Annotated in this window: 23 protein-coding genes; 9 read left to right on the forward strand and 14 right to left on the reverse strand. The window is 63.5% G+C overall.

The window, feature by feature from the left end; genetic code table 11:
- The first annotated feature begins 46 nt into the window (after window positions 1-46).
- Window positions 47-1,381: a DegT/DnrJ/EryC1/StrS aminotransferase family protein gene (locus tag CU254_RS12770; protein ID WP_009076252.1), complete on the forward strand. Its 1,335-nt coding sequence runs from the start codon at window positions 47-49 to the stop codon at window positions 1,379-1,381.
- 14 nt (window positions 1,382-1,395) lie between these two features.
- Here CU254_RS12770 and CU254_RS12775 read toward each other — a convergent pair whose 3' ends face one another.
- Entirely contained in the window at window positions 1,396-2,979 is a 1,584-nt protein-coding gene (locus tag CU254_RS12775; protein WP_353611799.1) for a N,N-dimethylformamidase beta subunit family domain-containing protein, read from the reverse strand.
- A gap of 40 nt (window positions 2,980-3,019) precedes the next feature.
- Window positions 3,020-3,499, reverse strand: a complete 480-nt coding sequence (locus CU254_RS12780; RefSeq protein WP_037713498.1) for a VOC family protein — start codon at window positions 3,497-3,499, stop codon at window positions 3,020-3,022.
- Between the two features lie 176 nt (window positions 3,500-3,675).
- On the opposite strand from CU254_RS12780, the gene CU254_RS12785 reads away from it, so the two are divergent.
- Together CU254_RS12785 and CU254_RS12790 are read left to right on the forward strand one after the other, a co-directional pair.
- A complete protein-coding gene (locus CU254_RS12785) occupies window positions 3,676-4,542 on the forward strand; it encodes an HpcH/HpaI aldolase/citrate lyase family protein (protein WP_158688018.1) in 867 nt (288 codons plus the stop codon).
- 15 nt (window positions 4,543-4,557) lie between these two features.
- Window positions 4,558-5,391 carry an SDR family NAD(P)-dependent oxidoreductase gene (locus CU254_RS12790; protein WP_009076261.1) on the forward strand — a complete coding sequence of 278 codons (834 nt, stop codon included), beginning with the start codon at window positions 4,558-4,560 and terminating at the stop codon, window positions 5,389-5,391.
- A 170-nt stretch (window positions 5,392-5,561) separates the two neighbouring features.
- Here CU254_RS12790 and CU254_RS12795 read toward each other — a convergent pair whose 3' ends face one another.
- Window positions 5,562-6,302: a FadR/GntR family transcriptional regulator gene (locus CU254_RS12795; protein WP_009076263.1), complete on the reverse strand. Its 741-nt coding sequence runs from the start codon at window positions 6,300-6,302 to the stop codon at window positions 5,562-5,564.
- 208 nt (window positions 6,303-6,510) lie between these two features.
- Between CU254_RS12795 and CU254_RS12800 the strand changes: the two genes are divergently transcribed.
- From CU254_RS12800 to CU254_RS12820, 6 genes are all read left to right on the forward strand, one after another.
- The gene (locus CU254_RS12800) at window positions 6,511-7,470 is read left to right on the forward strand and encodes a cyclase family protein (RefSeq protein ID WP_009076264.1); all 960 of its coding nucleotides are present in this window, start codon (window positions 6,511-6,513) and stop codon (window positions 7,468-7,470) included.
- Between the two features lie 32 nt (window positions 7,471-7,502).
- Window positions 7,503-8,210, forward strand: a complete 708-nt coding sequence (locus tag CU254_RS42985) for a hypothetical protein (protein WP_009076266.1) — start codon at window positions 7,503-7,505, stop codon at window positions 8,208-8,210.
- A gap of 68 nt (window positions 8,211-8,278) precedes the next feature.
- The gene (locus tag CU254_RS12805; protein ID WP_158688019.1) at window positions 8,279-9,766 is read left to right on the forward strand and encodes an ABC transporter substrate-binding protein; all 1,488 of its coding nucleotides are present in this window, start codon (window positions 8,279-8,281) and stop codon (window positions 9,764-9,766) included.
- A gap of 83 nt (window positions 9,767-9,849) precedes the next feature.
- Window positions 9,850-10,803 (forward strand): ABC transporter permease, encoded by a 954-nt coding sequence (locus tag CU254_RS12810; RefSeq protein WP_037717044.1) that lies wholly within the window; start codon window positions 9,850-9,852, stop codon window positions 10,801-10,803.
- Window positions 10,804-11,069: 266 nt separating this feature from the next.
- A complete protein-coding gene (locus CU254_RS12815) occupies window positions 11,070-12,746 on the forward strand; it encodes a dipeptide/oligopeptide/nickel ABC transporter permease/ATP-binding protein (RefSeq protein WP_199841131.1) in 1,677 nt (558 codons plus the stop codon).
- Between the two features lie 32 nt (window positions 12,747-12,778).
- A complete protein-coding gene (locus CU254_RS12820; protein WP_078560771.1) occupies window positions 12,779-13,837 on the forward strand; it encodes an ABC transporter ATP-binding protein in 1,059 nt (352 codons plus the stop codon).
- A gap of 90 nt (window positions 13,838-13,927) precedes the next feature.
- On the opposite strand, the gene CU254_RS12825 is transcribed toward CU254_RS12820, so the two are convergent.
- The 11 genes from CU254_RS12825 to CU254_RS12875 all read right to left on the reverse strand — a co-directional run bounded on the left by CU254_RS12825 (window position 13,928) and on the right by CU254_RS12875 (window position 25,897).
- A complete protein-coding gene (locus tag CU254_RS12825; RefSeq protein WP_078560773.1) occupies window positions 13,928-15,151 on the reverse strand; it encodes a hypothetical protein in 1,224 nt (407 codons plus the stop codon).
- Window positions 15,152-15,223: 72 nt separating this feature from the next.
- Window positions 15,224-16,354 (reverse strand): acyl-CoA dehydrogenase family protein, encoded by a 1,131-nt coding sequence (locus CU254_RS12830; protein ID WP_009076277.1) that lies wholly within the window; start codon window positions 16,352-16,354, stop codon window positions 15,224-15,226.
- A gap of 27 nt (window positions 16,355-16,381) precedes the next feature.
- A complete protein-coding gene (locus tag CU254_RS12835) occupies window positions 16,382-18,778 on the reverse strand; it encodes a hypothetical protein (RefSeq protein WP_009076279.1) in 2,397 nt (798 codons plus the stop codon).
- A complete protein-coding gene (locus CU254_RS12840) occupies window positions 18,735-19,997 on the reverse strand; it encodes a sedoheptulose 7-phosphate cyclase (protein WP_009076280.1) in 1,263 nt (420 codons plus the stop codon). The genes CU254_RS12835 and CU254_RS12840 overlap by 44 nt, the downstream gene beginning before the upstream one ends.
- Window positions 19,998-20,094: 97 nt before the next feature.
- The gene (locus CU254_RS12845) at window positions 20,095-20,328 is read right to left on the reverse strand and encodes a lipoyl domain-containing protein (protein ID WP_037713502.1); all 234 of its coding nucleotides are present in this window, start codon (window positions 20,326-20,328) and stop codon (window positions 20,095-20,097) included.
- Window positions 20,325-21,320 carry an alpha-ketoacid dehydrogenase subunit beta gene (locus tag CU254_RS12850; RefSeq protein WP_009076282.1) on the reverse strand — a complete coding sequence of 332 codons (996 nt, stop codon included), beginning with the start codon at window positions 21,318-21,320 and terminating at the stop codon, window positions 20,325-20,327. Before CU254_RS12850 ends, CU254_RS12845 begins: the two co-directional genes overlap by 4 nt.
- Window positions 21,317-22,264, reverse strand: coding sequence for a thiamine pyrophosphate-dependent dehydrogenase E1 component subunit alpha (locus tag CU254_RS12855; RefSeq protein WP_009076284.1), 948 nt, complete (start codon window positions 22,262-22,264; stop codon window positions 21,317-21,319). Before CU254_RS12855 ends, CU254_RS12850 begins: the two co-directional genes overlap by 4 nt.
- Entirely contained in the window at window positions 22,261-22,707 is a 447-nt protein-coding gene (locus CU254_RS12860) for a MaoC family dehydratase N-terminal domain-containing protein (protein ID WP_009076286.1), read from the reverse strand. Before CU254_RS12860 ends, CU254_RS12855 begins: the two co-directional genes overlap by 4 nt.
- A gap of 8 nt (window positions 22,708-22,715) precedes the next feature.
- Complete coding sequence (locus CU254_RS12865; protein WP_158688020.1) at window positions 22,716-23,168, reverse strand: MaoC family dehydratase N-terminal domain-containing protein; 453 nt, start codon at window positions 23,166-23,168, stop codon at window positions 22,716-22,718.
- Between the two features lie 5 nt (window positions 23,169-23,173).
- Complete coding sequence (locus CU254_RS12870; RefSeq protein ID WP_009076289.1) at window positions 23,174-24,742, reverse strand: AMP-binding protein; 1,569 nt, start codon at window positions 24,740-24,742, stop codon at window positions 23,174-23,176.
- Between the two features lie 9 nt (window positions 24,743-24,751).
- Entirely contained in the window at window positions 24,752-25,897 is a 1,146-nt protein-coding gene (locus CU254_RS12875; RefSeq protein ID WP_009076291.1) for an acyl-CoA dehydrogenase family protein, read from the reverse strand.
- Window positions 25,898-25,930 lie beyond the last annotated feature (33 nt).

Here is a 25,930-nt window from a genome sequence, read left to right on the forward strand (position 1 = left end):
CGTTCGGTGTGGCGTCGAGGAGCACTGAGCAGATGAGAGTGGAGCCATGGTGAAAAGCGATCTTCTCGCGATCGAAGGCGGCGAGCCGGTGGTGCCTGCCGGTGCGCATCGGCGGTGGCCGGACATCGTCCCAGCTGATCATGAGGCCGTTCGGCGAGTGCTCGACAGCGGCGAGCTCTGGGGTGCGCACGGCACCGAAGTGACCGCGTTGCAAGACGAGTACGCGCGCTACTCGGGCGCGCAGTACGTTCTCGCGGTCAACAGCGGCACCGCCGCCCTGCATTGCGCTCTGGTGGCGGCCGGGGTGAACGCCGGAGACGAAGTAATCGTGCCTGCGTTCAGTTTCGTCGCGACGCCGATGTCGGTGCTTCATGCGGGCGCGCGCCCGGTGTTTTGCGATATCGATCCGTCGACGTTCAACATCGACCCGCGGGAGGCCGAAAAGCTGGTCACCGAGCGGACTTCCGCCATCATGCCGGTGCACATGAACGGGCTTCCAGCGGACATGAAGGCCTTGCGGGATATTGCTCAGCGCCACGGGCTTGCGATCATCGAGGACGCTGCCCAGGCGCATGGATCGACATACCTCGGCGAGCCGGTCGGCACGATGGGAGTTGCCGGAGCTTTCAGCCTCAACGGCGCGAAGAACTTGAGCGCGGGCGAGGGAGGGCTGTTCGTGACCAATGACGAGGGCGTGTTCACCGCCGCGCGCAGACTGGCGATTTTCGGCGAGGATACGCCGCGGCCGAAGGCCGGCGAGGTGCGCGCGTTCTGGTCGCGCGGGATCGGGTGGAACTACCGGATTCACGAGATCACTGCCGCGCTGGCGCGGTCTCAGCTCAAGCGCCTGGACGCGTACAACGCCCAGGCCCGGGCGAACGCCGCCGTACTGACCAAAGGTCTGGCGGGAATCCGGGGGATTATCCCGCCGCAGGTTCCCGACGGTCTGGAAAGCTCGTTCTTCCGCTACCGAGTCTGCTTCCGGCCCAGCGAGTTCGGCTGGGAGGGAAGCGACACGGAGTTTCGCGACAGGTTCCTGTTCGCTCTGCGCGCCGAGGGGGTGGCGGTCTCGACCTGGCAGCTCCATCCGCTCCCCGCGCAACCTGTCTTCAGGCGGGACCGGTACCAGGCCTGGCGGCCAGAGGTGGATCAGCTGCCGCTGAAGCCGTGGGACCCGGGGCAGTACCCGGAGACAACGCGCATCCTCGAGCAGTCGTTTGTGCTGGGTCCGGATCAGGAGCCCTTGCAGGTGCAGTCCGAGGATGTGATGGCTCGGTATGTCGAAGCTTTCGAGAAGATCGTCCACCGCATGGGATCAGTGCTTTCCGCGGAGTATCAACCAGTACGGGTGACTCCTCCGATTCCGCAGGAAGAACTGTAAGCAAGGTTCGTGCGCTACTGGTCACCCGGTGTGCTTGCGGACAAGGTGGTGAGCACGTTCCGGGTGATCGTTTGGACCTCTCTCGACGGGCTGAGAATCCGCTGCGGTGTCGCTTTGTCGGTGTAATCGACGATCGAGGTCAGCGCGTGGACCCAGTCCGTCGAGGGCGCGGTGAACACGGTTCCCCGTCCCGAGGTGAAGGTGACGATCGGGACTACGCCTCCGGCTGCGGCCTTGTTGGGGTTGCTGGCCGATCGTCTGGGGGGCGACGTCGAGTAGTCGAATTCTGCCCAGTCCCTGCAATCCGCGTAGGCGAGAATACGCAGATCGGCGGGCACTCCGTTGCGGCGTGAAGGAACCGGAACTCCGTCGTGCCAATCAACGTCGAGCCCGTCGCATTCGAACCCAACGACCTTCTGCTCCGTCCCGAACTCGTCGCCTCGGGCCAATCCGGTGCCGGCGAATGCCCAATGTCCAGGTTCGGTCACCCGGAATCCTCGCGCGGGGCGGGCAGGACCGCCGAAGTTCTCCCACCACCATGCCGCTCCGCATGGGGGATTGGCTGATCCGTCCGGAGGTTCTCCGCTGAGATCCCGCATTGACACACCGGTCAGCGAGACGGTGTCCCGGCCGAGGGGTGCCGACCAGTATTCGACGGTGACGTCTGAATTGTCGTGGTCCGGGTACGCAGCGGGATCGCGGTACAACGGGTCCAGCGGCTCGCCATCGCCCCGGCCGGGATTGACGTCCGGCCCGCGTTTGTAGCAGCTGAGGCTCGTCAGGTCTGTCGAGTAGCGGATTTGCCAGAAGCACAGGTTCCCGCCGAGGAAGGCGGCGTTTCCTCCGCCGCGGACGAAAGCTTCTACGGCGTCGCGCTGGGGCTTAGACCAGTACTCGTCGTGTCCTGCGCTGAGCAGGAGCCGGTACTTGCCGAGGCCGACGGTGCCGGCGTGGAGGTCGGCGCCTGCGCAGAAGTCGACCTCGATGCCTTCATCGTGCAGCCACTGCAGGAGGGCGAGGTTGTACATGAACGCCGTCGGCGGAAATGCGGGAATATTGCTGCGCGAAGCGAGTCCTATGCCGGGCCGGTGGAACGAAACGGTGTGCGCGCGAAGTTCCTTGACGCTGTGCCCGGTGTCGTCGCCTACGTATCCGATGTACAGATTCCTGTTCTGCCAAATGTGGTATGCGTTCCAGGTTGCGACGTTGACCTGCCAGAGGATCGGCCGGGGGCTGGCCTCAGGGGAAGGCCGGAGAACGAACAGCGCATCCTGTCCGCATTGCGGACTGATTTTCATGGTCGGTTCCGCGCGTTCGGTCAGCTGGGCAAGGTAGAGGCCGCTCGGCCACGACGCCGGGATTTCGCGTACGAGCGCGTGCGCGGGCCACTGGCAGCCGGACACGTCCGCGTCCCCCGGGCCCATCCGCTCGGCAGTGCGCGAGGAGTATCTGGCCGGGCTCGGGCACGGTGCCCGCATCACGAACTCAAGCTCCGGCTCGAAACGGCTTTCCCGCGTTCCGACGATGCGATAGATGTCGACCGACAGGGGCGCGGAAGTCCGCGTTGCCGCGTGCGCGAGCAGCGGTTCGCCCGGCATCGCGCTGATTGCGTCAAGGTAGAGCGCGTGGTTCACCAGATCAGTCCCCACGATTCGCGTTGACCTGCTCGTAGCTGCGGTTGACCAGTTCGAGTATGTTGCCGAACGGGTCCTCGCAGTAGCAGACAACACATCCCGGCGCCACTTCGTGGAATCCGCTTCGCCGCCGGCCGCCCGATTCCTCGATGCGCCGTGCGGCGTCCTCGATGTCCGGGCAGGTGAACGCGATGTGGAAGATCCCCGTTCGCCAGTAGTCGAAATTCTCTGCTCGCCGCTCGGCGGCGGGGTCTTCGAATTCGAACAGTTCGATCCCCGTCCCGTTCGCGGTGGCCAGGTGCGCGATGCGCGCACGCTTCCAGCGGGGGCCGAAGATGTCCGCGGGCGGTTCGTTGCCCGGAGCCGCGACGTCCAGCGTCAACGGACCCCGGATCAAGCGGAGGCCAAAAACCCCGCTGTACCACTCGACGGCCTTGTCCAGGTCGGTGACCGACAGACCGGCATGGTTGAACGCGTGCGTCATCGCGAACTCCTCCTCGACCGTGTTCTGCGAGTGAGCACAGACAGTAAGCGTGATCACTGAGCGCGTCAATGGTTGACCGGTCGGCCGAAGTGCGGCAGTCTGGCAACTAGATACGACGGCAGTGGTGGGGGACCGGGGTGTCCTGTCGTCGCGCTGACGCTCGAAAGGAGCGACTCGTGGGCACTGCTGAGCCCGAAAGACGGCGGACTGGGCCGAAATTGGGAATCGCGAGGCGGCTGCGAGAAGGCCGCGTGCTGGCCGGCGTCGTGCTGAAGATGCCCGCGCCCGCGCTCGCCGAGCTGGCCGGGCACGTCGGTCTGGACCTGATCGTCCTGGACACCGAGCACGGCCCGAACGGAGCGGATCTGCTTGAGCACCACATCCGCGCCGCGGATTCCGCGGACATACCCGTCCTGGTGCGCGTGAAGTCGAACGACCGCACGGAGATCCTGGCGGCACTCGACGCCGGCGCCGCCGGCGTCATCGTGCCGCACGTCAACAATGCCCAGGAGGCTGCTGCGGCAGTGCGGGCCGCGCACTACCCGCCTCTCGGCGATCGCGGTTTCGCGATGTCGACTCGCGCGGGCCGCTACGGCACGAACCGTCCGGAGCGGCACATCGGCGACGCGACTGAGCGCACGATCGTCGTCGTCCAGGTCGAGGACGTTGCCGCGATCCCGCATGTCTCGGAAATCGCCGCGACGACCAGGCTCGATGCGGTGTGGGTGGGTCCGAGCGATCTTTCGATGTCGCTCGGGCGTCCTTTGCAGTACTCGCATCCGGAGGTGGTCGCCGCGATCGACGAGATCGAGGCGCAGATCAAATCTGCGCACAACGCGCGTCTGTGCGTGATCGTACGGAAAGAATCAGACGCCCGACGGTGGCGGCGGCGCGGCGCGGGAATTGTGCTCTTCGGCGCGATGGAGGCGATCGCCGACCGGTTCGCTGAATTTGCGTCCGACGCGATCGCGGACGAGCTCCGCGGCGGACCCCTCGCGGACGGACACGTCCCAGCAGCCCGGACATTGCCTGATTTCACGTGACCGCAAGGAGAGACGATGACTGAATTTTCCAGCCGGACCGCTGAAGGCGACGTCGTGTATCACGGCCTGGGCAACAAGAAGATCCTCGAACGGCTTGCGCTCGACCGTCGCGTCGCGCTGGTGACCGGGGCCGGGCAGGGGATCGGCCGCGCGTTTGCCCACGCCCTCGCCGAGGCCGGAGCAGCGGTAGCGGTCGTGGACGTCGACCCTGCCCGGTCGAAGACGGTCGCGGACGAGCTGGCGACCAAGGGTGCTCGATCCGCTGCCCTGGTCGTCGATGTCACCGACCCGGCTCAGGTACGCGAAATGGTCGAGCAAGTGCAGGCATCGCTGGGCGGGTTGCATATCGCAGTCAACAACGCCGGCGTCAATCGCAACTCGGCGGCGGAAGAAACGCCGATGGACGAATGGGACGAAGTCTTCGCGCTGAACACCCGCGCGGTTTTCGCCTGTTGTCAGGCTGTGGCGAAGGTAATGCTGGGGCAGGGGTACGGCAAGATCATCAATACGGCATCGATGGCTTCGATGATCGTTCCGCACCCGCAGAAGCAGGCGGCGTACAACTCGTCAAAGGCTGCCGTAGTGCAGCTGACCCGGACGCTGGCCGCCGAATGGGCGGACCGGGGAGTGCGGGTGAATTGCATTTCTCCCGGGATCATTCGCACCGCTTTGATCGAGACGAATCCCGCGCTCGCGCCCCTGGTGGAAAGGTGGGTCGCGGACATCCCGATGGGGCGCCTCGGAGAGGTCACGGACTTGCAGGCCGCCGTCGTGTACCTCGCCAGCGAAGCCTCGGATTACCTGACGGGGCACAACCTCGCTGTCGAAGGCGGGCAAACCTTGTGGTGATCGCACGGGAGGCAGTGCCGCCCGGTGGTTCACATTAACCCGGTCCGTTGAGGAGAGAGAACGCGGCGCCAGCGGATCCTGGCCGCAAGCAGGACGGGATCCGCTGGCACCGCGGCTACTCGACGTTCGCCTGCCGCAAGTCTCCGGACGGTGCCTGCGGTGCCGGCGTCTCAGTTGGCGACAGAGCCGGTCAGCGAAGGCAGGCCGGCACGCAGCCGTCGAATCGCGCGGTCCATATGCGCCCGCATGGCGTCACGCGCGGCCGCGGGGTCTCCCGCGTCGATGGCCTTGAGGATCGGCTCGTGCATGGCGAGCGACGTTTCGGTTTCCCCCGCGGTGTGGATTACCCGCGAGGCCCAGACGTGCAGCAGCGACTGGATGTTGGTGAGGACGCCGACCAGCACGCTGTTGCCGCTCGAGCGCGCGACTTCGAGGTGGAATGCGATGTCGGCCTCGACGTAGCGGTCCAGGTCGTCGGAAGCCGCGCGCATCTGCTCGACGAGCTCGTGCAGCCGCGCCAGCTGCTCGTCGGTTCGGTGTTCCGCCGCCAGGCCGGCGAGCAGCACTTCGAGGTGCCGGCGAGCCTCGAGCATGTCGTCGCGTTCGTGCACCGTGAGCAGCAGACCCCACTGGATGACCTGCGGCAGGAGTTCGGAGCTCGATCCGCTGAGGTAGGTGCCGTCGCCGACCCGCTGCTCGACGAGTCCGAGCAGTTCCAGCGACTTGATCGCCTCCCGGATAGTCGATCGCCCGACCGCCAGCGCCTCGGCCAGCTGCCGTTCGGACGGGATCTTCTGGCCGGGTTCCACCTCGCCGGAGAGCAGGTAGTCGATCAGGCTTCGGGTGGTGGCGACGCCCGGCCCCTCGCGCCGCTGACGGCTCTCTGGCTTGGGCAGGGGAACTGATGCCACGGTGTCCTCACTTCATCGGTCGACCGGTTCGCCAATAGTAGAGCACGCACGACTCGGTGAGTTGGAAGGCCGACCTATGCTACGTAGAGTAGCATAGGTCGACCGGTTGACCAAAACCGATGAGGTGCTTAACCTTCGGCGTAGCGATGTCGCTTCGAGGTGCGTGCGGCGAACTGAAGACGGACCTTGCCGGACAAAGGAGTCCCGTATGGAGAAGTTGCCTCTGGAGAGTGAGGTCCTGGACTGGTTCGACACGCTGTCGAACTGGGGACGCTGGGGAGATGACGATCAGCGAGGAACGCTGAACTTGATCACTCCTGAGGTCCGGCGGCGCGCCGCGAGATTAGTGCGGGAAGGCATCCGTGTGTCCTGCAGTCGGGACATCGAGTCCAGCTGGGCCGGCCCCATGCACCGCTTCATGTCGGCAACCGGTCAGGGGCTGACCGAACATAACCGAGTCCTGCCACCGCCGATCAAATACCACGAGGGCGACGGGCACCGGGGCGCCTGGGCGGGTGAGCACATCTCCTTGCCCGTCCATTACCAGACTCACGTGGACGCGCTCTGCCACATGTTTTGGGACGGCCGGATGTACAACGGGAAGTCCGCCGCGCTGGTGACCTCGGAGCGAGGAGCCACCGTAAACGACATTACCGCGGCGCGCGACGGAGTGTTTACCCGTGGCGTTTTGCTTGACATTGCCGCAACGCGGGGTGTGAAGTGGCTCGAGCCGGGCGACGGTGTGTTTCCGGAGGATCTCGAAGCGGCAGAGGAACGTGTCGGCCTGCGAGTCAGTGAGGGTGACGCGCTCCTTCTGCGCACCGGGAACGGCCGTCGAATGCGTACAGGGGGATCGAGAGGTAGCGATGACGCCGGTCAAGCCGGCTTTCACGCGGCTTGCCTTCCGTGGCTACACGAACGAGGAATAGCAGTAACGGCGACTGATACCGCCCACGATGTGCTGCCGTCCGGCTATGACGTGATTCCCCTGCCTCTGCACTACATTGGTATTGCGGCAATGGGGCTGTGCACGATAGACAACGCTGACTTCGAGGAGGTGGCCTCCATCTGTGTGGAACTGGATCGTTGGGACTTCCTGTTTACTTTTGATCCTCTGCGGATCGTCGGAGGTACCGGTAGCCCTGTCAATGTGGTCGCTACTTTTTGAAGCTGCGAGTCACCGTACCGATAAGGGGAACCATGATCAAGCTAAGTAACACCTGGCATATTCCTGATGGCGAACTTCCGGACGCGATCGATCGCTACTACCTCGACGTTTACGTGCCCGGTATCCGGCGACTTCCCAGACTGCGCCGGCATGTCGTATTAAAGGCAATTCCAGTCGATGATCTCCTCCCGGGCCTTCTGGGTATTCATTCGGATAAGCCACGGGTGTGGCGAGGGGAGGACCTATGGTTCGACAGTTATGCAGATCTAGATGATGCGATGGCTTCGGATGAGTGGAAGTCGATTTTGGCGGGCGGGTTCCTGTTGTCAATCTCCGGATTGCAGACCGACGTATTTGATATCGTTGAAGAATATCGGGCAGAGGAGAAGTTGTCGCGAACGAATAGCGAAACATTTAACTATGTTGTCGATCGTGGAACATGGCATATTCCGGATGGTCGGGAAATATCCAATATAGATCGTTACTACTTTGATATCCATGTCCCCAATGTTCGACGGTTGCCGAGTCTTCACCGGCATGTCGTCCTCAAATCTGCGGCATGGCCGGTCGGGAGAAACCCGCGGACCTGGCGTGGTGCCGACTGCTGGAAAGACCTCGGAAAGCTTGACGAAGATGCTATTTGCGATACTGAGGACGATTTTTCCATGCTGATAGCAGGTTTGGAGTTCGACCGGTTTTCTGTGGAAAGCGAGTGGGTAGCCGATTCGGTGACTGAGTGACGCAGTAGAGGAGCACGTCAATGGCGTCGGTAGGCAGGCGAGTTGTTCTGGCTGGAGCATGCTCTTCCGTGATCCTGGCTGTGGCGGGGTGCGGGCGAAAGGAAGGTTCGGGGCAACGCGATTCCGAGGAATTGAGAATAGGGCTTCCTGATGCGGGCAGCACGCTTAATCCAGGTAAGGCGCAACACAGTCCAGGAAACGTGCTGCGTGTTCTTGCTTACGACTCGCTGATTCGCAGAAATCCGAACGGCTCGTTTGCGCCCGGCTTGGCGTCGTCGTGGCGTTTTCTCGGATCCGGAAACCGGCAGTTCGAGCTGACTCTTCGGCAGGGTGTCAAGTTTGCCAACGGTGAGGTGGTGGATGCTCGATCAGTAAAAGCTTCGCTGGAATATTTCTTAAAGAACAGTCCACTGGCAAGTAATATCGGAAAAATTGACAAAGTTGAGGCCACCTCCGGCGAGACTGTGCTTCTGTATTTGGCCGAGGGAAATCCGATATTGCCATTCCTCTTGTCCGACCAGGTGCCAGCGGGATCTGTGATATCGCCTCAGGGGTTGGCGACGCCATCTGCCCTCGACACGGTACCGGCGGGAGCTGGGCCTTATGTTCTCGACCCAGCTGGCACGGTTGCCAACGATCATTATTCGTTTGTTCCAAATAGGAACTATTACGACCAATCTGCCATCAAATACGGTAAGGTAACGGTCCGAATCATCCCCGATGATACTGCGATGCTGCAGGCGGCCATGACTGGCCAGCTTGACGTGGCGTATGGAAGCCTAGGCACCGCTGATGCTGCCGAGAAAGCTGGTCTGGGCCTCGTTCGGGCACCCAATTCGATCAACGCGATGTTCATTGAAGATCTTGCTGGGCGGCTTGCGCCGCAATTGAAGGATGTACGCGTTCGGCAGGCGATAAATTACTCGATCGACCGTGAGACTATCACTCGGGCTCTCGTCCGAAAGTACGGCCGGCCGACGTCAGCGCTGGTCACCATCGATGGGTGGGCTGAAAAATATCGAAATTACTATTCATTTGACCCGGAGAAGGCCCGCGCGCTTCTTGCTGAAGCAGGGTATTCTAATGGATTTACCCTGAAAGTCGTAACTTCCGTTGCTCAAGGTGTGAACGGTGAACAAGGTGCACAGGCAATCGCCAGAGATTTGGGTAAAGTTGGGATAAAACTTGATGTCAAGGCGGCAACCACTGATTCAGAGTTTGTTCAGGAGGCATTTAGCGGCACGACGCCTGTTCTTCATTCTGAGTGGTCGGTGACCTTGATGCCGATTTCTTATACCACGTTGATATCGCCGGATGCTCCGATGAACACGTTCCATGTCAAGGATGGCGAACTCGAAAGCCTGGCCGCACAGGCGAACGTCGCCGCCGATCCGACGCCCTACTGGCAGAAGATGACAGAACGTATCACCGAGCAAGCTATGGTGATTCCGATTTTCACCAGTGAGACTATTCTGTACACGTCATCAGCGGTCAAGAATGTCGAGTATAGCGTCAACATGTTGCACCCTAACCCGATCAAATGGACACCGCAGTGAACGTCGCGAGGGGTGCCGCACCTGCAACGCCGGGGGCTGTGGGCCGACGGACCGGGCCGTCCCTGCGGCGTCGTATGGAGACAATGCTGTGCGCGCCTGCCGTGCGACTGGTCGTGCGCCGAATGCTGCTGGCTGTCGTGCTGCTTTTCGTGGTAACTGCTTTGACTTTCGTGCTCGTCTCACTGACGCCGGGTGACGCCGCACGGCAAATCCTTGGGTTGAACGCATCGCCCAGCGACTACGTCCGGTTCCGTCACCAGCTTGGCCTCGACCGGCCTATCTACGAGCAGTATTGGAACTGGTTCCGGCATGCCGTTACGGGCGACCTCGGGACGTCCTTGTATGGCCCGGACGTCACGACCTCGATTGCGAGCAGGCTTCCGGTCACTTTATGGCTCGTTTTCGGCGCGTTACTGGTCATGCTCGTTGCAGGGGTGAGCATTGGAGTGTTTAGCGCGGTCCGCGGTGGTCTGCTGGGGCGGGCTGTCGACGCTTTCGCTCTGGCGGGATTTGCGATCCCTTCGTTCTGGTTGGGTGTGATGCTGATTATGTTCTTTGCGGTACAGTTGAGGTGGTTCCCGGCGACTGGCTACGTGCAGTTGGAGCAGTCGCCTCGCGATTGGCTTCTGTCCCTCGCTCTGCCTGTGACTGCGTTGTCAATGGGCGGAGTTGCGGCGGTAGCGAAACAGACCCGCGAAGCGATGCTTGACGCGTTGGGCAGCGAGTGTATCCGGATGGCTTGGGCGAACGGGATCTCGCCGTCGTCGATCTTCTTTCGGCATGCCTTGAAGACTGCCTCCATTCGGGTTGTCACCGTCCTGGGCGTGCAAGTTATTGGACTACTCGGTGACGCGGTCGTGATCGAATCTGTTTTTGCATTACCTGGCGTCGGGTCGCTCGCAGTCACCTCTTCGATCCGGCACGACCTGCCTATGGTTCAGGGCGTCGTCGTTTACTACACAATCATCGTTGTGTTGATCAATTTGATCATCGACCTCGCGTACACGTGGTTAAACCCAAAGGTGCGTGTCCGTTGAACTTTACTGGATTTAGATTAAAAAGAGCCTACGGTCGTACAATTACGCCGACTGTCCCCGTCGGCAGCGTCAGGTCACCGAACCTTCTGCATCGTCCTCTAGCGGTTGCGTGTTTGAGCTACTTAGCGTTGCTAGCAGGCGTCGCGGTAGTGGCACCCTTGTTGTTTCCACACGTCGCTGATGAGCACGCTGGTGACTTGCTGGCTGCACTTCAACTTCCTAGCGGCAACCATTGGCTTGGTACAGACTCATTAGGCAGGGACGTCTTGGAGCGCCTGCTGGTCGGTACGCGCGTCACGATTGTGGGAGTGGTCGAGGCACTGGTCGTCGTGCTCGCACTTGGCGTGCCGTTCGGGCTCATGGCGGGGTACTTCGGCGGTTGGCTAGATCGGATCGTCAGCTGGTTGGCAGACATGACCTTCTCGATGCCTGGGATCGTGGTCGTCCTCGTTGTGTTGTCTGTGTTCCCGCAGAGCATGGCTGCAGGAATGATCACCCTAGGGGTGTTTGCGGCGCCGGGATTGATGCGGGTCGTGCGTTCCGCCACTTTGCCGGTTCGTGAGGAGCTGTACATCGCTGCCGCTCAGGTGTCCGGGTTATCCCGGTCGTACATCATCACCAGGCATGTACTTCCCCGGATCTCCGGTGTCGTGATCGTCCAAGCATCTCTGTTGGCCGGGGTTGCCTTGTTGGTGCAAAGTGGCCTGGGGTTCCTGGATTTGGTGGTGCCGGCACCAGCGCCTAGCTGGGGGGGAATGATCGCGGACGGGGCAAAGGCCATCGTGCTGCAACCGTGGCTGATATGGCCGCCTGGCATCATGGTGGCCTTTACTATTCTGGCGCTTGGTGTGCTCGGCGACGTGGTTCTGGAAGCGACGACAGAAAGCTGGTCACCTTCTGCTCGCCTCGGAAGACATTCACGCCCGAAAGCACGGCAGTCCGGGGAGCGGCGAGCGTCGTGCGAGCGCAGGTCCCTGCCAGTCGAGGAGGCGCTGCTCGCGGTTGAAGGCCTTTGCGTCAGGTTTGGGCCGAGTGCAGTACTCGAAGACGTGAGCGTGAAGATCGAGCGAGGCGAGGCGCTGGGCATCGTCGGCGAGTCCGGGTGCGGAAAGACGACAGTGGCGATGACTGTCATGGGTCTGCTCCCCAGCGCCGGACAGATAGAAGCTGGACGGATTTGGTTTGACGGCCGGGATCTGGCGGAACTCAGTGAGCGAGAGTTGCGTCGGGTGCGGGGACGGCAGATCGGCCTGGTATCGCAAGATCCCATGGTCAGCCTGACCCCTGGATTTCAGGTCGGGTGGCAGTTGGCTGAGGCTGTCCGAAAGCATCAGGGTGTGTCGCCGCAGCGGGCGCGGGAACGGGCCATTGAACTTCTGCGCGAGGTGCGTTTGCCCGACCCAGAGGCTGTTGCGAGACGCTATCCGCACGAACTCTCGGGAGGGATGGCGCAGCGGGTGGCGATCGCCCGCGCGCTGGCCGGCGAGCCCAAGCTGCTCATCGCGGACGAAGCAACGACGGCACTGGACGTGACCGTCCAGGCGGAGATCCTGGACCTGCTGCGTGAATTCCAGGTGCAGCGGGATATGGCGGTCCTCATGATCACTCATGACTGGGGAGTGGTCGCTGACCTCTGCACTCGGGCTGTGGTCATGTACGCCGGGCAGATCGTGGAGCAAGCCCCCCTCGGCCCGATGTTCCACGAACCTTTACATCCATACACACGGGCGCTCCTTGCGGCGAACCCGCATCGGGCGATCACCACGGCAGTGCTTCCGTCCATTAGAGGGGACGTGCCTCGACCGGGGCAATGGCCTGCCGGTTGCCACTTTCAAGCTCGCTGCTGCTATGCGACCGAGGCGTGCGCAGACCGGTGGATCCCGTTTGAAGGGCCAGCTCCGGACCGTCAGGCTCGGTGCATCCGCCTGAGCGAATTGCCTTGAACTGACTGGACGCTGCGAAGGGCTGGAGTGCGATGAACAACGAAACTACGCCTGCCGAGATCCCCAACCGCATACTTGACGTGCAGGGACTCACCGTACAGTTTCGCGTCGGTCGGAGCAGGCCGCCCTTGCTGGCGGTCGATAACGTAGACCTCGAGATCGCGAAGGGGGAAACCGTTGGTCTGGTTGGCGAATCAGGATCGGGGAAGACCACTATCGGTCGCGCAGTGCTCGGCCTCACCCCGGTTACCCGCGGCCGGATCCTGTTCGATGGTGTCGAAATGACACAAGCCTCCCATCGGCGCCGGAGGCAGGCGAGCCAGCAGCTGCAAGTGGTATTCCAAGATCCCTACAGTTCGTTGAACCCGACGCGAACGATCGGGCAGACACTGGCCGAAACGCTGCGCGGCCGCGCTCTGCCAGCGGCTGTTGTCACGGAACGAGTGAACTCTATGTTGGAACGAGTCGGCCTTTCTGCCGACTCGGCTGCCTGCTATCCTGCCCAGTTCTCGGGCGGGCAACGCCAGCGGATTGCCATCGCCCGTGCCCTGTTGGTCCATCCGAAACTTGTGATCTGCGACGAGCCGGTCAGCGCTCTGGACCTCTCGGTCCAGGCACAAATTCTCAATCTTTTCCGCGAGCTTCAGCAAGAGCTGGGGTTGTCATACTTGTTTGTCGCCCATGATCTCTCGGTTGTCCGCTATCTGTCACATCGGATCGTCGTTCTCTATCGTGGCCGGATCATGGAGCAGGGCGATGCTGCGACTGTGTATGACCATCCAAGTCATCCGTATACACAGTCCCTTCTCGACGCAGCGCCTGTCCCGGATCCGGACGAACAACAGCGCCGGCGCATCGCCCGACGCCGAGTCGAAGTCGGAGTCCGTACGACCGGAACGGGGGGGTGTCCGTTCGCCTTCCGATGTCCGCACGTGATCGACATCTGCCGCACAAGACGGCCTACGCTCGATGGCGTTTCCAACGGATCACTTGTTGCATGTCATCGCTCGCATGAACTTGTCGGAGGACCGCCGTTGTTCGAGCGGGCCAAGACTGCTTGGCCTTCGTCTTCCGGGTCGCGAATCGCCTGACGGATCCAGTTCGCGAATTTATGTGCACCTGGCTATGCTGAGAAGCTTGGATCTCTCTGCGTACGTGGCTAGTGCGGGGAATTGCGGTCGTCAAGTGGTCAAATATCGGTGCGCATTTGCTAATTCATGGACATAAGCATCCTCGATCTTTCGCGCGTCGCCCTCGCTGAAAATATCGCACGGAAATCGCACATCGATCGACAGTCGATCGCCAAAGGTGAAAGCTGTGAAATCTGCGTGGTTTATCGGGATAGTGTCGTTTACCGCAACCTCGGAGAGAAGGGTAAGCTCCAGTATTTCTAGGTCGGGTGGGGTCTGAAAGTGTGTAATGAGACCCGCATTGCCAACTTGCAAGGTCCTTTCCCTCGGACTGGTCTGGGCGTTTTCGGCGAGGAGTGCCGTCTCGGCACTACTATTCGTTGTCCGGCGACGAAGCTCCTGCTGCAAGGATTTCTTGACTTCTTTGGCGAGTTCGAGAGAGGTCGATTCCGGTCCGACTGCAATGTCGACCCGGTGCTTGAAATCGACGAGCGCGGTGTCGACTGGTCCGATTGGCGGCGTTACTCGATTTCGAAAGTCGACCTGAGAATAGCAAGTCATGATTTCAGCGCCGGAACTCTCGCGTGCAGCACTAAATGACTTCAGTAACGCACCGCAGATCATGCCATGCAGTGACACCTTGTGCTTGCGTGAAGCGCTGATCAAATTGGCTGTTGCCGTCGCTGGTAGCCGCGTCGTTCGATGTATTGTCATTGGGGTGTGATATTCGGGAAGTGGGCTGGCAGTCTGTGCATCTAGTTCGAGGATCATGCGATCGGTCGCATTCCATACTCCCAGCATGAAATTCGAAGGGGGCTGAGTCAGCTTCGATTTTTTGAGGAATGATATCTTGTGTCCGCTAATTATTCTGGTGTAGGCCCTCCAGAGTTCTCGAATAAGGTGCTGTGTCGACGGCCCATCGAAGACTGCATGGTTCTGCTGGAGGGCAATGTGTCCGCCAGTTTCATCCTGGACAATGATGAGCCGTGACAGTCCGTTGGGCGAACGAGTTTGATAACGTAGCTCGCTTCGAAGTAGGTCGGATCCTCCATGGAGGAATGTATATTCTGGGAAGTGGTTTTCTGGAAGTCTCAGAATCGCCCGGTCTCCTTCGTTTACGATTATAGAGCGCATGATAGCGTAACGGGAGAAGAGTGACTCGTATGCTGTTTTCATCTGCTCTTGTTTGATTTGTCCGCGATAGCGAAGGCTAAGTGCGAAATATTTGTCCCTCCATTTTTCTTCGACGAAATCAAGGTGTCGTTCGACTGCCATTGCTGCCCTTCTTGGTGACGTTTAGATTTTTGGCCTGTTGGGTGCGGAATAGGGAACTCGCTGGGGGATCGTTCATGCAAGAAGATCTCGCGCGATCATCCACCGGTGGATTTCCGCGGTGCCGTGCCCGATGCGCCACACCCGGACCTGCCGGTAGAAGCTCTGGATCGGGAGTTCCTTGCTGTAACCCAGGCCGCCGAGGATCTGCAGGCAGCGGTCGGTGACGCGTTGGGCCATCTCGGTGGCGCAGAGCTTTGCCTTGAATGCCTCGGTTTTGACCGGGCGGCCTTCGTCGGCCAGCCAGGCGGCGCGGTACACGAGCCATCGTGCGGCTTCCAGCTCTGTCGCCGAATCGGCCAGCATCCACTGCACTGCCTGCCGGCTTGCCAGGGGCTTGCCCCAGGTGACCCGCTGCTTCGCCCATTCCACGGCGATGTCGAGGCACCGTTCGGCGATGCCGAGCTGGTATGCGGCGATTTTGAGGCGGCCGTGGGTGAGCTGGTCATTGGCCAATGCCCAGCCTCCGCCGACGTCGCCCAGACGGTTGGCGTCCGGGACGACGCAGTGGTCGAAGGCCAGCTCGAACGGCTCCCAGTCGTCGCCCATTGTCGGGATCGGGCGGGACAGGGTGAATCCGGGAGTGTCGATGTCGACCAGGAAGCACGTTACCCCCCGAGCACCCAGCGTGCGGTCGGTGGTGGCGAAGAGGATCACGAAGTCGGCCCGTTCGGCGTGCGAGATGAACGTCTTCGTCCCGTTGATGATCCAGTCGTCGCCCTTGCGGGCCGCGGTCGTGCGCATTGCTGCCACGTCGGATCCGCCGCTGGGTTCGGTGAAGGCGTAGCAGCAGCGCTTGTCTTCTTTGACGATCGGGTGGAGGTAGCGTTCCTTCTGGTCATCGGTTCCGTGGTAGAGCACCGGCTCGGGGCTGCCGCCGAACTCGAACATGGCGGGGTGCTTGAACAACTCCTCGGCAACCAGGCAGGTGCCGAGAGTGCTCAGGCCTTGGCCGCCGTAATCGACGGGTACGTCGAGGGCCCAGAAACCTTGCCGGCGGGCCCGGTTCTCGAGCTCCGCCCGTTGGTCGGTGCTGAATCGGCCGTCGCGCAGGAAGTCCGGCTCGAGCGGCATCAGCTCGCGCTCGCGGAACTGCCGCACGCCGTCGACGAACAGCGCGAGTTCGCTGGGGATTTCGAAATCCACGCGGTTACCTCCCGTTGTCGCGGACGGTCACGGCATCCGCCAGTTTTTGCGGGACGCCGGCATGACGCTGTCGCCCTCGTTCTCGTGCGCCAGGTACACCGAGACGAGGTTGACGGTGGCCGGAGCGAGCAGCCGTTCCTTCATCCGCTCGGCATTCATGGTCGTCAGCCGCTCATGGGTGACGGTCGTGCCGCCCCATTGCTGTTTCCAGCCGCCCTCCACCTGGGTGAGCAGCGACATCTGCGCGTCGGCAGTTGTCGCGTGCTGGAGTTCGCGGTAGGAGCGGATGATCGAGAACCCGCCGTTGAGCAGTGTGAAGATGGTGACGTTGCCGTCGACTCGGCCGGACTCGTACCGCAGTTGCTGGGCAAGACTCGGGAGGAAGGACGGCACCAATGCGGCGGCCCCGTCGCCGATGAACGCGAGGATGTTTCCCTGTTCGCTGAGTGCCAATGCCGGGATGCCGAGCAAGGCATCGCCCATGAGCGCGCGGCCGTACCAGCCGGACAGCCCTTCGCCCGTTCTCGAGAGGTTGCGCACCGCGGAGACGCCGCCGCGGCCGACGTCATAGAACCCGGTGTAGCGATATCCGTTGTGCTGGATCAGGTTTTCGAGCACCCCGTTGAGCTGGGTGAAGAAGTACTCGTGCGTCATCGGCATGGTGGGGACGTCGCGCAACGGGTCCGGAGGAGCGGAGAGCGCCGCGGCTATCGCCTCTCGCCGGAACCGGACGACCTCCGCGTCGGGAGCTACGCGCCGGCTCAACCGGACGAGAAAGGAGTGCAGGTCCTCGACGACCGGCAGGTCGGTGAACGGCGCGATGTGCCGCGGCGTGTCGGTGACCTGGACGACCCGTAACCGGGTGAAGAGCGCCTTCTCGCTGAACGGCGTCGCCAGGTCGGGGATCCGACTCTTCAGGAAGAAGATCGCGTGCTCGTCGTAGCCCAGGGACTTGCCGGACGGGTGCAAAAGCCGCCACACTGCCGGCGAAGATCCGTAGAGGCTCAGCGTGCCGAGGTACTCCTTCACTGCTTTGCCGCGATGGAAACGGGCGACGGTGCCCGGACGGCCGAGAGAATCGGTGAGCGCGATTCCGGCGAGGCGCGCCAGGCGATGGACAAGTTCGCGTTCGGGCTCGGCGAGATGCCCGCATTGCCAGACCAGCACACTCTGCTCGGTGTTGACGATGCGCGCGATGGCATCAACGGTATCTTCGCAGACCTGGGGGCGAGCGACGCCGGACGTCGGCTTCGGCAGCTCCACTCCGCCGGCGTGGGCAAGAACGGTTGGCGAGGCCAGCAGCACCACCGGGCCGCTTCGCTGGTGGTAAGCACGAAACGCGGCCTGCAGGTCTTGCGAGATCCGGGCGGGATCTGTCAGGTGGATGCACGGAACTCGCCGGGCGGCGAACACCGCGCGGGCGTCCTCGTGGTCGTGGACGGTTCCCTGGAAGGGCTGCCATTGCCCAGGTTCGGTTTCGCCGATCACGATGAAGCCGCGGGCTTGTGAGTCGCGCAGGTTCGCGAGCGTGCCGCGAAGTTCGTCCACCATGCCCGCCGTCATGACCATCAGGAAAGGGGCTTCCCGCAGCTGCCAGCGTGCGAGCGCGCCGCAGGCGAGACTGTGTTCGCTAGGGCCCCGCAGCACTGGATTGCCTGCGCGACGGGCAATCGTCGTCGCATCCTGGATCACCTTGGACACGATCGAGCCGGTGAAGAAGTGCAGTCCCCATTTCTCGCCGGACTCGTCGGTGAGGAAGTCGGTCAAGGCTGTTGCGAGAGTCGCCGGGACTTCCGTCTGCGGCAGGACTGCGCGTGCGTTGGCGTGCCGCAGCTGTACCAGGTCGGCGAATGCACGGATCGCATCGACTGCGAGCACCCATGCTTCGTCGGGGGTCTTGCGTGCGGTGCAGCCGGCGTGCGAATACACGGCGCTTTCGTCGTGGTCGTCGTAGACGAGCACAGAGTACGGCGAAAGTCCCAGCCCGGTCTTCTGCTGCAGACGGTCGAGCGAGTGCAGCGCCGCTTCGAGCCGGGCGTTGACGTCGTCGCCGGGTGCTGCCGTCCGTGCGTCGATGAGGAAGAGCACGGTGTCCGCGTCCGTCCAAGGCTTCGGTCCGTCGTCTGTGCTTTCGCGAGCGGTCAGACGCCGGCCGAGTTCCCCGGTCAGCTCGTCGATCCGCGGGGCAAGGACAAGCTCGATTTCAGCTGCCGGCACTGCCTCGTCGAGGAACGCGTTGGCACGAGCCGCCAGTGTCGCGAAGGTGTCCGGCCACGAATGTTCTGCCGCGCTGACGACGGCGGCCTGTTTGGTCACGCGCCGGTCTCCGCTGCCGAGGTGGGCGAGCGCGACGGTGACCGTCCTGCGGAAGCCTTCACTCTCACTCGCCGCGGCCACGAAGAGGCGTGGGGTGTTGGTGGCCATTGCCGTGGGGTCCTCCCCTCAGGTCGGCGTGGCTGGTGCCGAGATCGCGCTGCCGGACGAGCGCGAGTTCGATCTCCCGCGGAGTGACGTCGTTGACGAACACGACGTCGCCGATACCTCGCGGCAGGGGGAGGCGTTGCTTGCCGTCGCGGTGCCGGACCGTTTCGCGCAGTGCGTTCGTCAGCAAGTCCGGCTCGAGTACCGGATCCCAGGTGGGCAGCTGGAGCTTGCGCATGACCGAGAAGATGCGGTCGCGCTGTTCGGTGCTCAACAGGTCGCGGTCCCAGGCGATCAGCGTTGTCATCGCCATGTCGATGCAGACCGCTTCGCCGTGCAGAAGTTCCGGCAGCGCGCGCATTTCGACGGTGGGGCTGAATGTGTGTCCGTAGTCGACTGCGCGTTCCAGCTTCGCTTCCCACAGATTGGGCTGCAGTTCGTCCAGCATCCCGTGGATCGCGCGGGTGAGCACCTCGACGCCTTCACCGCTGTCGTCCTGGAATTTCCCGGCCAGCAAACGGGAACCGGATCGCTCGAGCAGCGCGAACAACCGCGCGTCCTTGATCAGCGCCATCTTGAGGATCTCGGCGAGGCCGTTGCTGATGTGGCGATGATCGAGTGTCGCGAGAAACGAGGTGTCCAGCAGCGTGAGGTCTGCCGGGTGGTAGGTGCCGAGCCGGTTCTTGTGCCCGTCGAAATTGACGCCGGTCTTTACCCCGACGCCGGCGTCGACCAAGCCGATCAGCGTGGTCGGCACCCGGATGAACGGGGTTCCCCGGCGGTAGAGGCTGCTGACCATGCCGACGACGTCCATCAGCACGCCGCCGCCGATGGCGATGATCGGCTCGGTGCGCCGGGCGATGCCGAACCTGTCGATGTCCCGGATCACTTGTGTCGCCGTGTCACAGTTTTTCACTGTTTCGTCGGCGGGGATCGCAGTGATCGTCGCGTCGATTTCGTGATGCTTGAAGTACTTCCGGACACGGTCGCCGTAGCGCAGGTCTACGTTCTCGTCGATGACGACGATGCGGCGGCGCGCACCGGCGACCGTGCCGCCGGCGGACGCGAGGTCGGGGTGATCAGGCGCGAGAACATCGGGGCGGAAACGGATCTCGTAGGAAACAGGCTTGTCCGCGCGCACCGTCCAAGAGCTGACCCTGGGGCTGTAGGTGTACAGGCCGGGGGCGCGTGGTCCGTCGTGAACAGCAGAGGCGTAGGTCACTTAGCCAGTTATAGAGCTGGCGAGGCACCCGTGGCGATCCGTGATGCGACAGCCTTGGACCCCTTCACGTTCGGAACGCGGCGGACTGATTCCCTTTTCAGGGACCGAGTTTCGCGATGGGCTGGCCGATCGGGACCTCGTCGCCGTCCTCCGCGAGCAGTTCGAGGACGGTGCCGTCGACCTGGCTGACGATCTCCTGGGTCACCTTGTCCGTCTCGACGAGGCAGACCGGTTCGTCGGCAGCCACCGGGTCGCCCGGCTTCTTGTACCACTCCAGGATCGTGACTTCTTCGACGGTCAAGCCCCACTTGGGCACCACGATTTCACTCATGCGACGACGGTCTCCTTCGACATGACGCGGCGGACCGCGGCGACGATCTCGCTCTCCTGCGGGAAATACGCCTGTGCGAGCGACGGCGGGAATGGCACTGGTGCGAAGGGCGGCGTCACGAGTTCGGGCGCGGTGCGCAGCGACCCGAATCCTTGCGTGGCCACGATCCGGATGACGTCGCTGCCGACGCTGCCCGGGCCGGTCGCGTCCTGGGCGACCACCAAACGGCCGGTTGCGGCGACCGAGGCGAGGATCCGGGCGGAGTCCATCGGCAGCAGAGTGCGAAGGTCGAGCACCTCGACGCTGATGCCGTCTTCAGCGAGCGCGGCTGCGGCGGCGTCGGCGCGGGGAACCATGCCGCCCCAACACGCCAGGGTGACGTCCGTGCCGGGAGTGCGGATCGCGGCTTCGCCGAGCGGAACCACGTGGTCGGGGTCGTCGGGTACGTCGCCGCGGGCCGACCAGAGCCCCGCGCTTTCGATGACGACAACGGGATCGGGGTCGCGGACGGCGGACTTCAGGAGTCCCTTGGCGTCGGCAGGGGTCCCGCCCCACACGACCTTGAGCCCGGGCACCGACGCCGGCCACGCTTCGAGATTCTGCGAATGCTGAGGCCCGGCGCCCAGATGCGCCCCGCACATGGTGCGCAGGGTGAGAGGCACCGAGTAATGGCCCATCGACAGGTAGCAGGTTTTGGCCGCCTGGTTGGCCAGCTGGTCCAGCGCCAGCGGCAGGAAATCGAGGAACATGATCTCGACGACGGGGCGCAGTCCGGCCATTGCTGAACCGACTGCCATGCCGGTGAACGCCGCCTCGCTGATCGGGGTGTCCCGGACCCGGACCGGCCCGAATTCGTCGAACAGTCCTTTGGTCGCACCGAACGGGCCGCCGGGTGCACCCACGTCTTCGCCGAACAGCACGACGCGTTCGTCGCGAGCGAGTTCTTCGCGCAGCGCGTCGTTGATCGCCTGCCAGTACTTGCGGCGCGTCATGCGACGACCTCCTTCGAGCGGTAGACGTGTGCGGTCAGTGAGTCAGGAGAAGCGTCAGGCTGGACTCGGGCCCACGCGATGGCGTCAGCGACCTCGTCCGCGCAGGCACGGTCAATAGCGTCCAGCTGGTCACCGGTGCCGTCCAGGTGCGCGCGCAGGACAAGGAGCGGATCCCGCGTCCTCCACTGGTCGACTTCCTCGGCGTTCCGGTAGCCCTGGGCGTCTCCTTCGAAATGGCCGTGCCAGCGGTAGGTGCGGCATTCCAGCAGCGTCGGCCCCTCTCCGGCTCGCGCTCGTTCCACTGCCCGCCGCGCCGCGTCCCGGACCGCGAGCACGTCGTTGCCGTCCACGCTTTCTGCCGGCATCCGGTGGGGACGCGCGTATTCGGTGACAGATGCGGCGCGCAGGTGAGTCTCGACCGGTGTCATTTCGGCGTAACCGTTGTTCTCGCATACGAAGACGATCGGCAGCTTCGACAGTGCCGCGATGTTGAACGACTCGTGGACCACGCCCTCGGCGACCGCGCCTTCTCCGAAGAACGTCACCGCGATCCGGGCATCCCCCAGCACTTGGGCCGAGAAAGCGCCGCCGAGCGCGATGGGCACTCCCGCTCCGACGATGGCATTGGCGCCGAGGATCCCCAGCGCCGGGTCGGCGACATGCATCGAGCCCGACCGCCCGCCGCAATAGCCGCCGGCGCGGGCGAACAGTTCCGCCATCATCTGCCGGACGTTCGCGCCCTTCGCGAGGCAGTGTCCGTGTCCGCGATGCGTCGTCGTGAGGTAGTCGTCGCGGTCCAGCGCGTCGCAGACACCCGCCGCGACTGCCTCTTGCCCGATCGACAGATGCAGGAAGCCGGCCAGCTCGCCGGATGCCATCAGCCGGGACGCGGCGGTCTCGAACTGCCGGATCAGGGACATCGTCCGGTAGAGACGCAGCTTCATTGCGCACCTGCTTGTCCCGGCACCCGGACGACTGCGTGCCCGGATACGCACAGGGCACCGCGCTGGTCGCGTTCGGCGATTTCCACCTCGACGAGCATTTCGGCTCCGTCGGTCTCAGCTGACATCACGTGGCCGGTGACCGTCAGAACGTCGCCTGCGATTGCCGCATGGCGATTCCGCCAGCTCAGCGACCTCAGCATGGCGTCCGGTCCTGCCCACTCGAGGAGAGCATTGGCCAAGAAACAGCCGTGGAGGTGGGACTGCACCAGCACCCCCGGGTACCCCTCGCTGCGGGCATACGCTTCGTCGTAATGGATCCGGTGTGCATTCCAGGTGGCCGCGCTGAAGCGGAAGAGCTGCACGGTGGTGGGCCGGACGGTGTAGGGCGCGACCGGCGCTCCGGCTTCGAACCGGCGCGTCGATGCTGTCCGCGATCTCGTCATGGGGCTCCTCAGCGTGCGATGAACGTTTCCTGGCAGGTGACCAGCAACTGGCTGTGCTCGTCGGTGAACTGCCGCTCGATGGAAAGCACGAGCAGCTGGCCGGTCCGGCCCCGCTTCAGCTCGATGTCCCGGAGGCTGGTGCGCGCGGTTACCCGGGTGCCTTCGCGGACGGGGGCGTGGAATTCCAGGTTCTGGCCCGCGCCCATCAGCCGCACGCCGGTCAGAGCCAGTCCGCGAGTGTCCGAACTCGACGTTCCGTCGGTGTCGAGTTCCTCCTCGGGCGGGCCCGCGCCCCACCCCATGACCGAGCTGAGAAAGAGCGGCGGCGCGGTGGCCGCCTGACTGTGCGGTGACCAGGCGGCGATGGAGAACCTGTCCATGTCGCGTTGCGTCAGGACGCCGAGGTCAGCGCTGCACACCTTGCCCAGCTCGTCCCGCAGACGGTGGTAGTGGGCGGTCATCGCGGTCATCGGAGTGCCCTCGCAGCGTCGGGCTGCTGGCGCAAAGACCGTTTCTCGATCTTGCCGACCGAGGTCTTCGGAAGCGCATCCATGATCGTCACTTCTGCGGGCACCTTGAACTTCGCCAGGTGCTGCGCACAGTATTCGATGAGCGCCGCAGCCGTTGGCGCACTGCCCGGAGCGCTGACGACGAACGCTACGGGCACTTCGTCACGAATAGCGTGCGACGCCGCGACGACGGCCGCTTCGGCCACGCCAGGGTGGGTGAGCAATACCCGCTCGACCTCGCTCGCGGAGACGTTTTCGCCGGCGACCTTGATCACGTCCTTGCGGCGGTCGAAGAAGTAGACGTAGCCGAGCTTGTCCGCATAGGCGTTGTCTCCGGTATGGAGCCAGCCATCCCGCAGGGCTTCCGCTGTCGCAACGGGGTCCTTGTAGTAGCCCAGCATGAGATTGCGCCCGGGAACGCCGCCGACGATGAGTTCGCCGACGACGCCGGTCCCGACGTCGGCTCCGCGCTCGTCGACAATGCGCACCCGCCGATCCGGAGCGGGCAGCCCGATCGACGGCCACCGCTTCTCGCCGTGAACCGGCGCGATCGTCACGATCGTCATCGCTTCCGACAGCCCGTAGCCGTTGATGAGTTCGACGCCGAACCGTCGTTCGAACGCGTCCTTCTCGTCGTCGAGCACGTTGATCGCGAACATCACCCGACGCACCGAGTGGTTGCGGTCGGCGGCACCGGGCGGCTGGGCGAGCAGCGTGCGGACTTGCATAGCGACCAGGGAAAGCGCAGTGGCGCGGTGTTCGCGCACCTGCTCCCAGAATCTGCTCGCGCGATACTCGGCGAGCAGTACGCAGCTTGCTCCCACCGTGAGTGCGGACAAGATCGTGAGCGTCTGTGCGTTGACATGGAATGCCGGCAGCGCGGTAAGGCAGCGGTCGGCGGGGTCCAGGCCGAGTGCCCGCCATTCCCTCTCGCCGGCGGAGAGACAGTTGGCATGGGTGAGCATGACGGCCTTCGGCCGGGCAGTCGTCCCTGAGGTGAACAGCAATTCGGCAAGATCGTCGGAACCGACCTCCGCATTCGCGGCGGCGAGTCCGTGGTCCAGAAGTTCCGTGAACGGCACCCATCCGGAGCGGAGCACCGGATCGCCGGCGAGCAGCCGGGTCCGGATGGCCGGTTTGCCTGCGGTGACCTGGTCGAGCAGCGCGGCATACTCTGCCGTGGTGATCACGGCGGTGGCGTCGGAGAAGGACACGACGTGGTCCAACTCGGCCGCGGTGTTGGCGACGTTCGACGGGACGGTGACCGCTCCCAGCCAGGCGAGGCCGAACCAGGAGAAGAGGAACTCGGGACAGTTGGGCAGATGGACGACGACTTTGTCGCCGTTCCCGATACCGGACGCGGCGAAGCCCGCGGCCACGCGCTGGACGCGTTCGACGAAGTCGGTGTAGGTGTATTCGCTGACGGAGCGGTCGCGATCCACGAAGGTCAGGAAGTTCTTGCCGCCGAACCGCCGTCCGCGTTCGGTCAGGAGGTCGCTCAGCGTCCGGTTCCCGACGACGTCCATGATTTCTCCTCAGTCTCGTGCCGCGGAGCCGAGCAGGTCGCGGGCGATCATCCATCGATGGATCTCGGACGTGCCGTGGCCGATCCGCCACACGCGCACCTGCCGGTAGAAACTCTGGATCGGAAGTTCCTTGCTGTAGCCCAGGCCGCCGAGGATCTGCAAGCACCGGTCGGTGACTCGCTGCGCCATCTCGGTCGCGTACAGCTTGGCCATGAATGCCTCGGTCTCGCTGCGCTTGCCCTGGTCGTAAAGCCACGCGGCGCGATAGGTGAGCAGCCGCGCGGCATCGAGCTCGGTCGCTGAGTCAGCGACCATCCATTGCACTGCCTGCCTGGACGCGATCGGCTTGCCCCAGGTGGTCCGGTTTCTGGCCCATTCAACGGCGATGTCAAGGCAGCGCTGTGCGATGCCGAGCTGGTAGGCCGCGATCTTCAGGCGGCCGTGCGTCAGCTGCTCGACAGCGAGCTTCCAGCCGCCGCCGACTGGACCCAGCCGGTTGGCGTCCGGGATCACGCAATCTTCGAACGTCAGCTGGTGCGGCTCCCAATCGTCGCCCATCGTCGGGATCGGGCGGGACAAGCTGAATCCGGGGGTTCCCTTCTCGACGAGGAAACAGGTCACCCCCTTCGCGCCCCGTGCGCGGTCGGTGGTCGCGAAAAGAATGACGAAGCCGGCGCGTTCGGCGTAGGAGATGAACGTCTTGACGCCGTTGATGACCCAGGTGTCGCCTTTCCGCTCCGCGGTCGTCCGGATCGCGGCCACGTCGGACCCGCCGCCCGGCTCGGTGAAGGCATAGCAGCAACGGAGGTTTTCCTTGATGACCGGAAAGAGGAAACGCTGCTTCTGCTCGTCGGAGCACTCGTACAGCACGGGTTCGGGACTGCCGCCGAATTCGAACATCGCCGGGTGCTTGAACAGCTCTTCGGACACCAGGCAGGTCGCGAGCATTCCGATGCCCTGACCGCCGTACTCCTCGGGTGCCTCGAGCGCCCAGAATCCCTTGCGCCGCCCGGTCTCTTCCAGCGCGGTCCGGGTCTCGGCAGTCAGCCGGCCGTCGCGCAGGAAAGCCGGCTCGAGCGGCATCAGCTCCTTCTCCCGGAACTGTCGGACCGAGTCGACGAACAGGGCGAGTTCAGGCGGTATCGCGAAGTCCACCGGCTTAGCTTCGCACCGTCCTCAGCAAAGGTC

The sequence above is a fragment of the Amycolatopsis sp. AA4 genome, from assembly GCF_002796545.1.
Taxonomy (GTDB): domain Bacteria; phylum Actinomycetota; class Actinomycetes; order Mycobacteriales; family Pseudonocardiaceae; genus Amycolatopsis.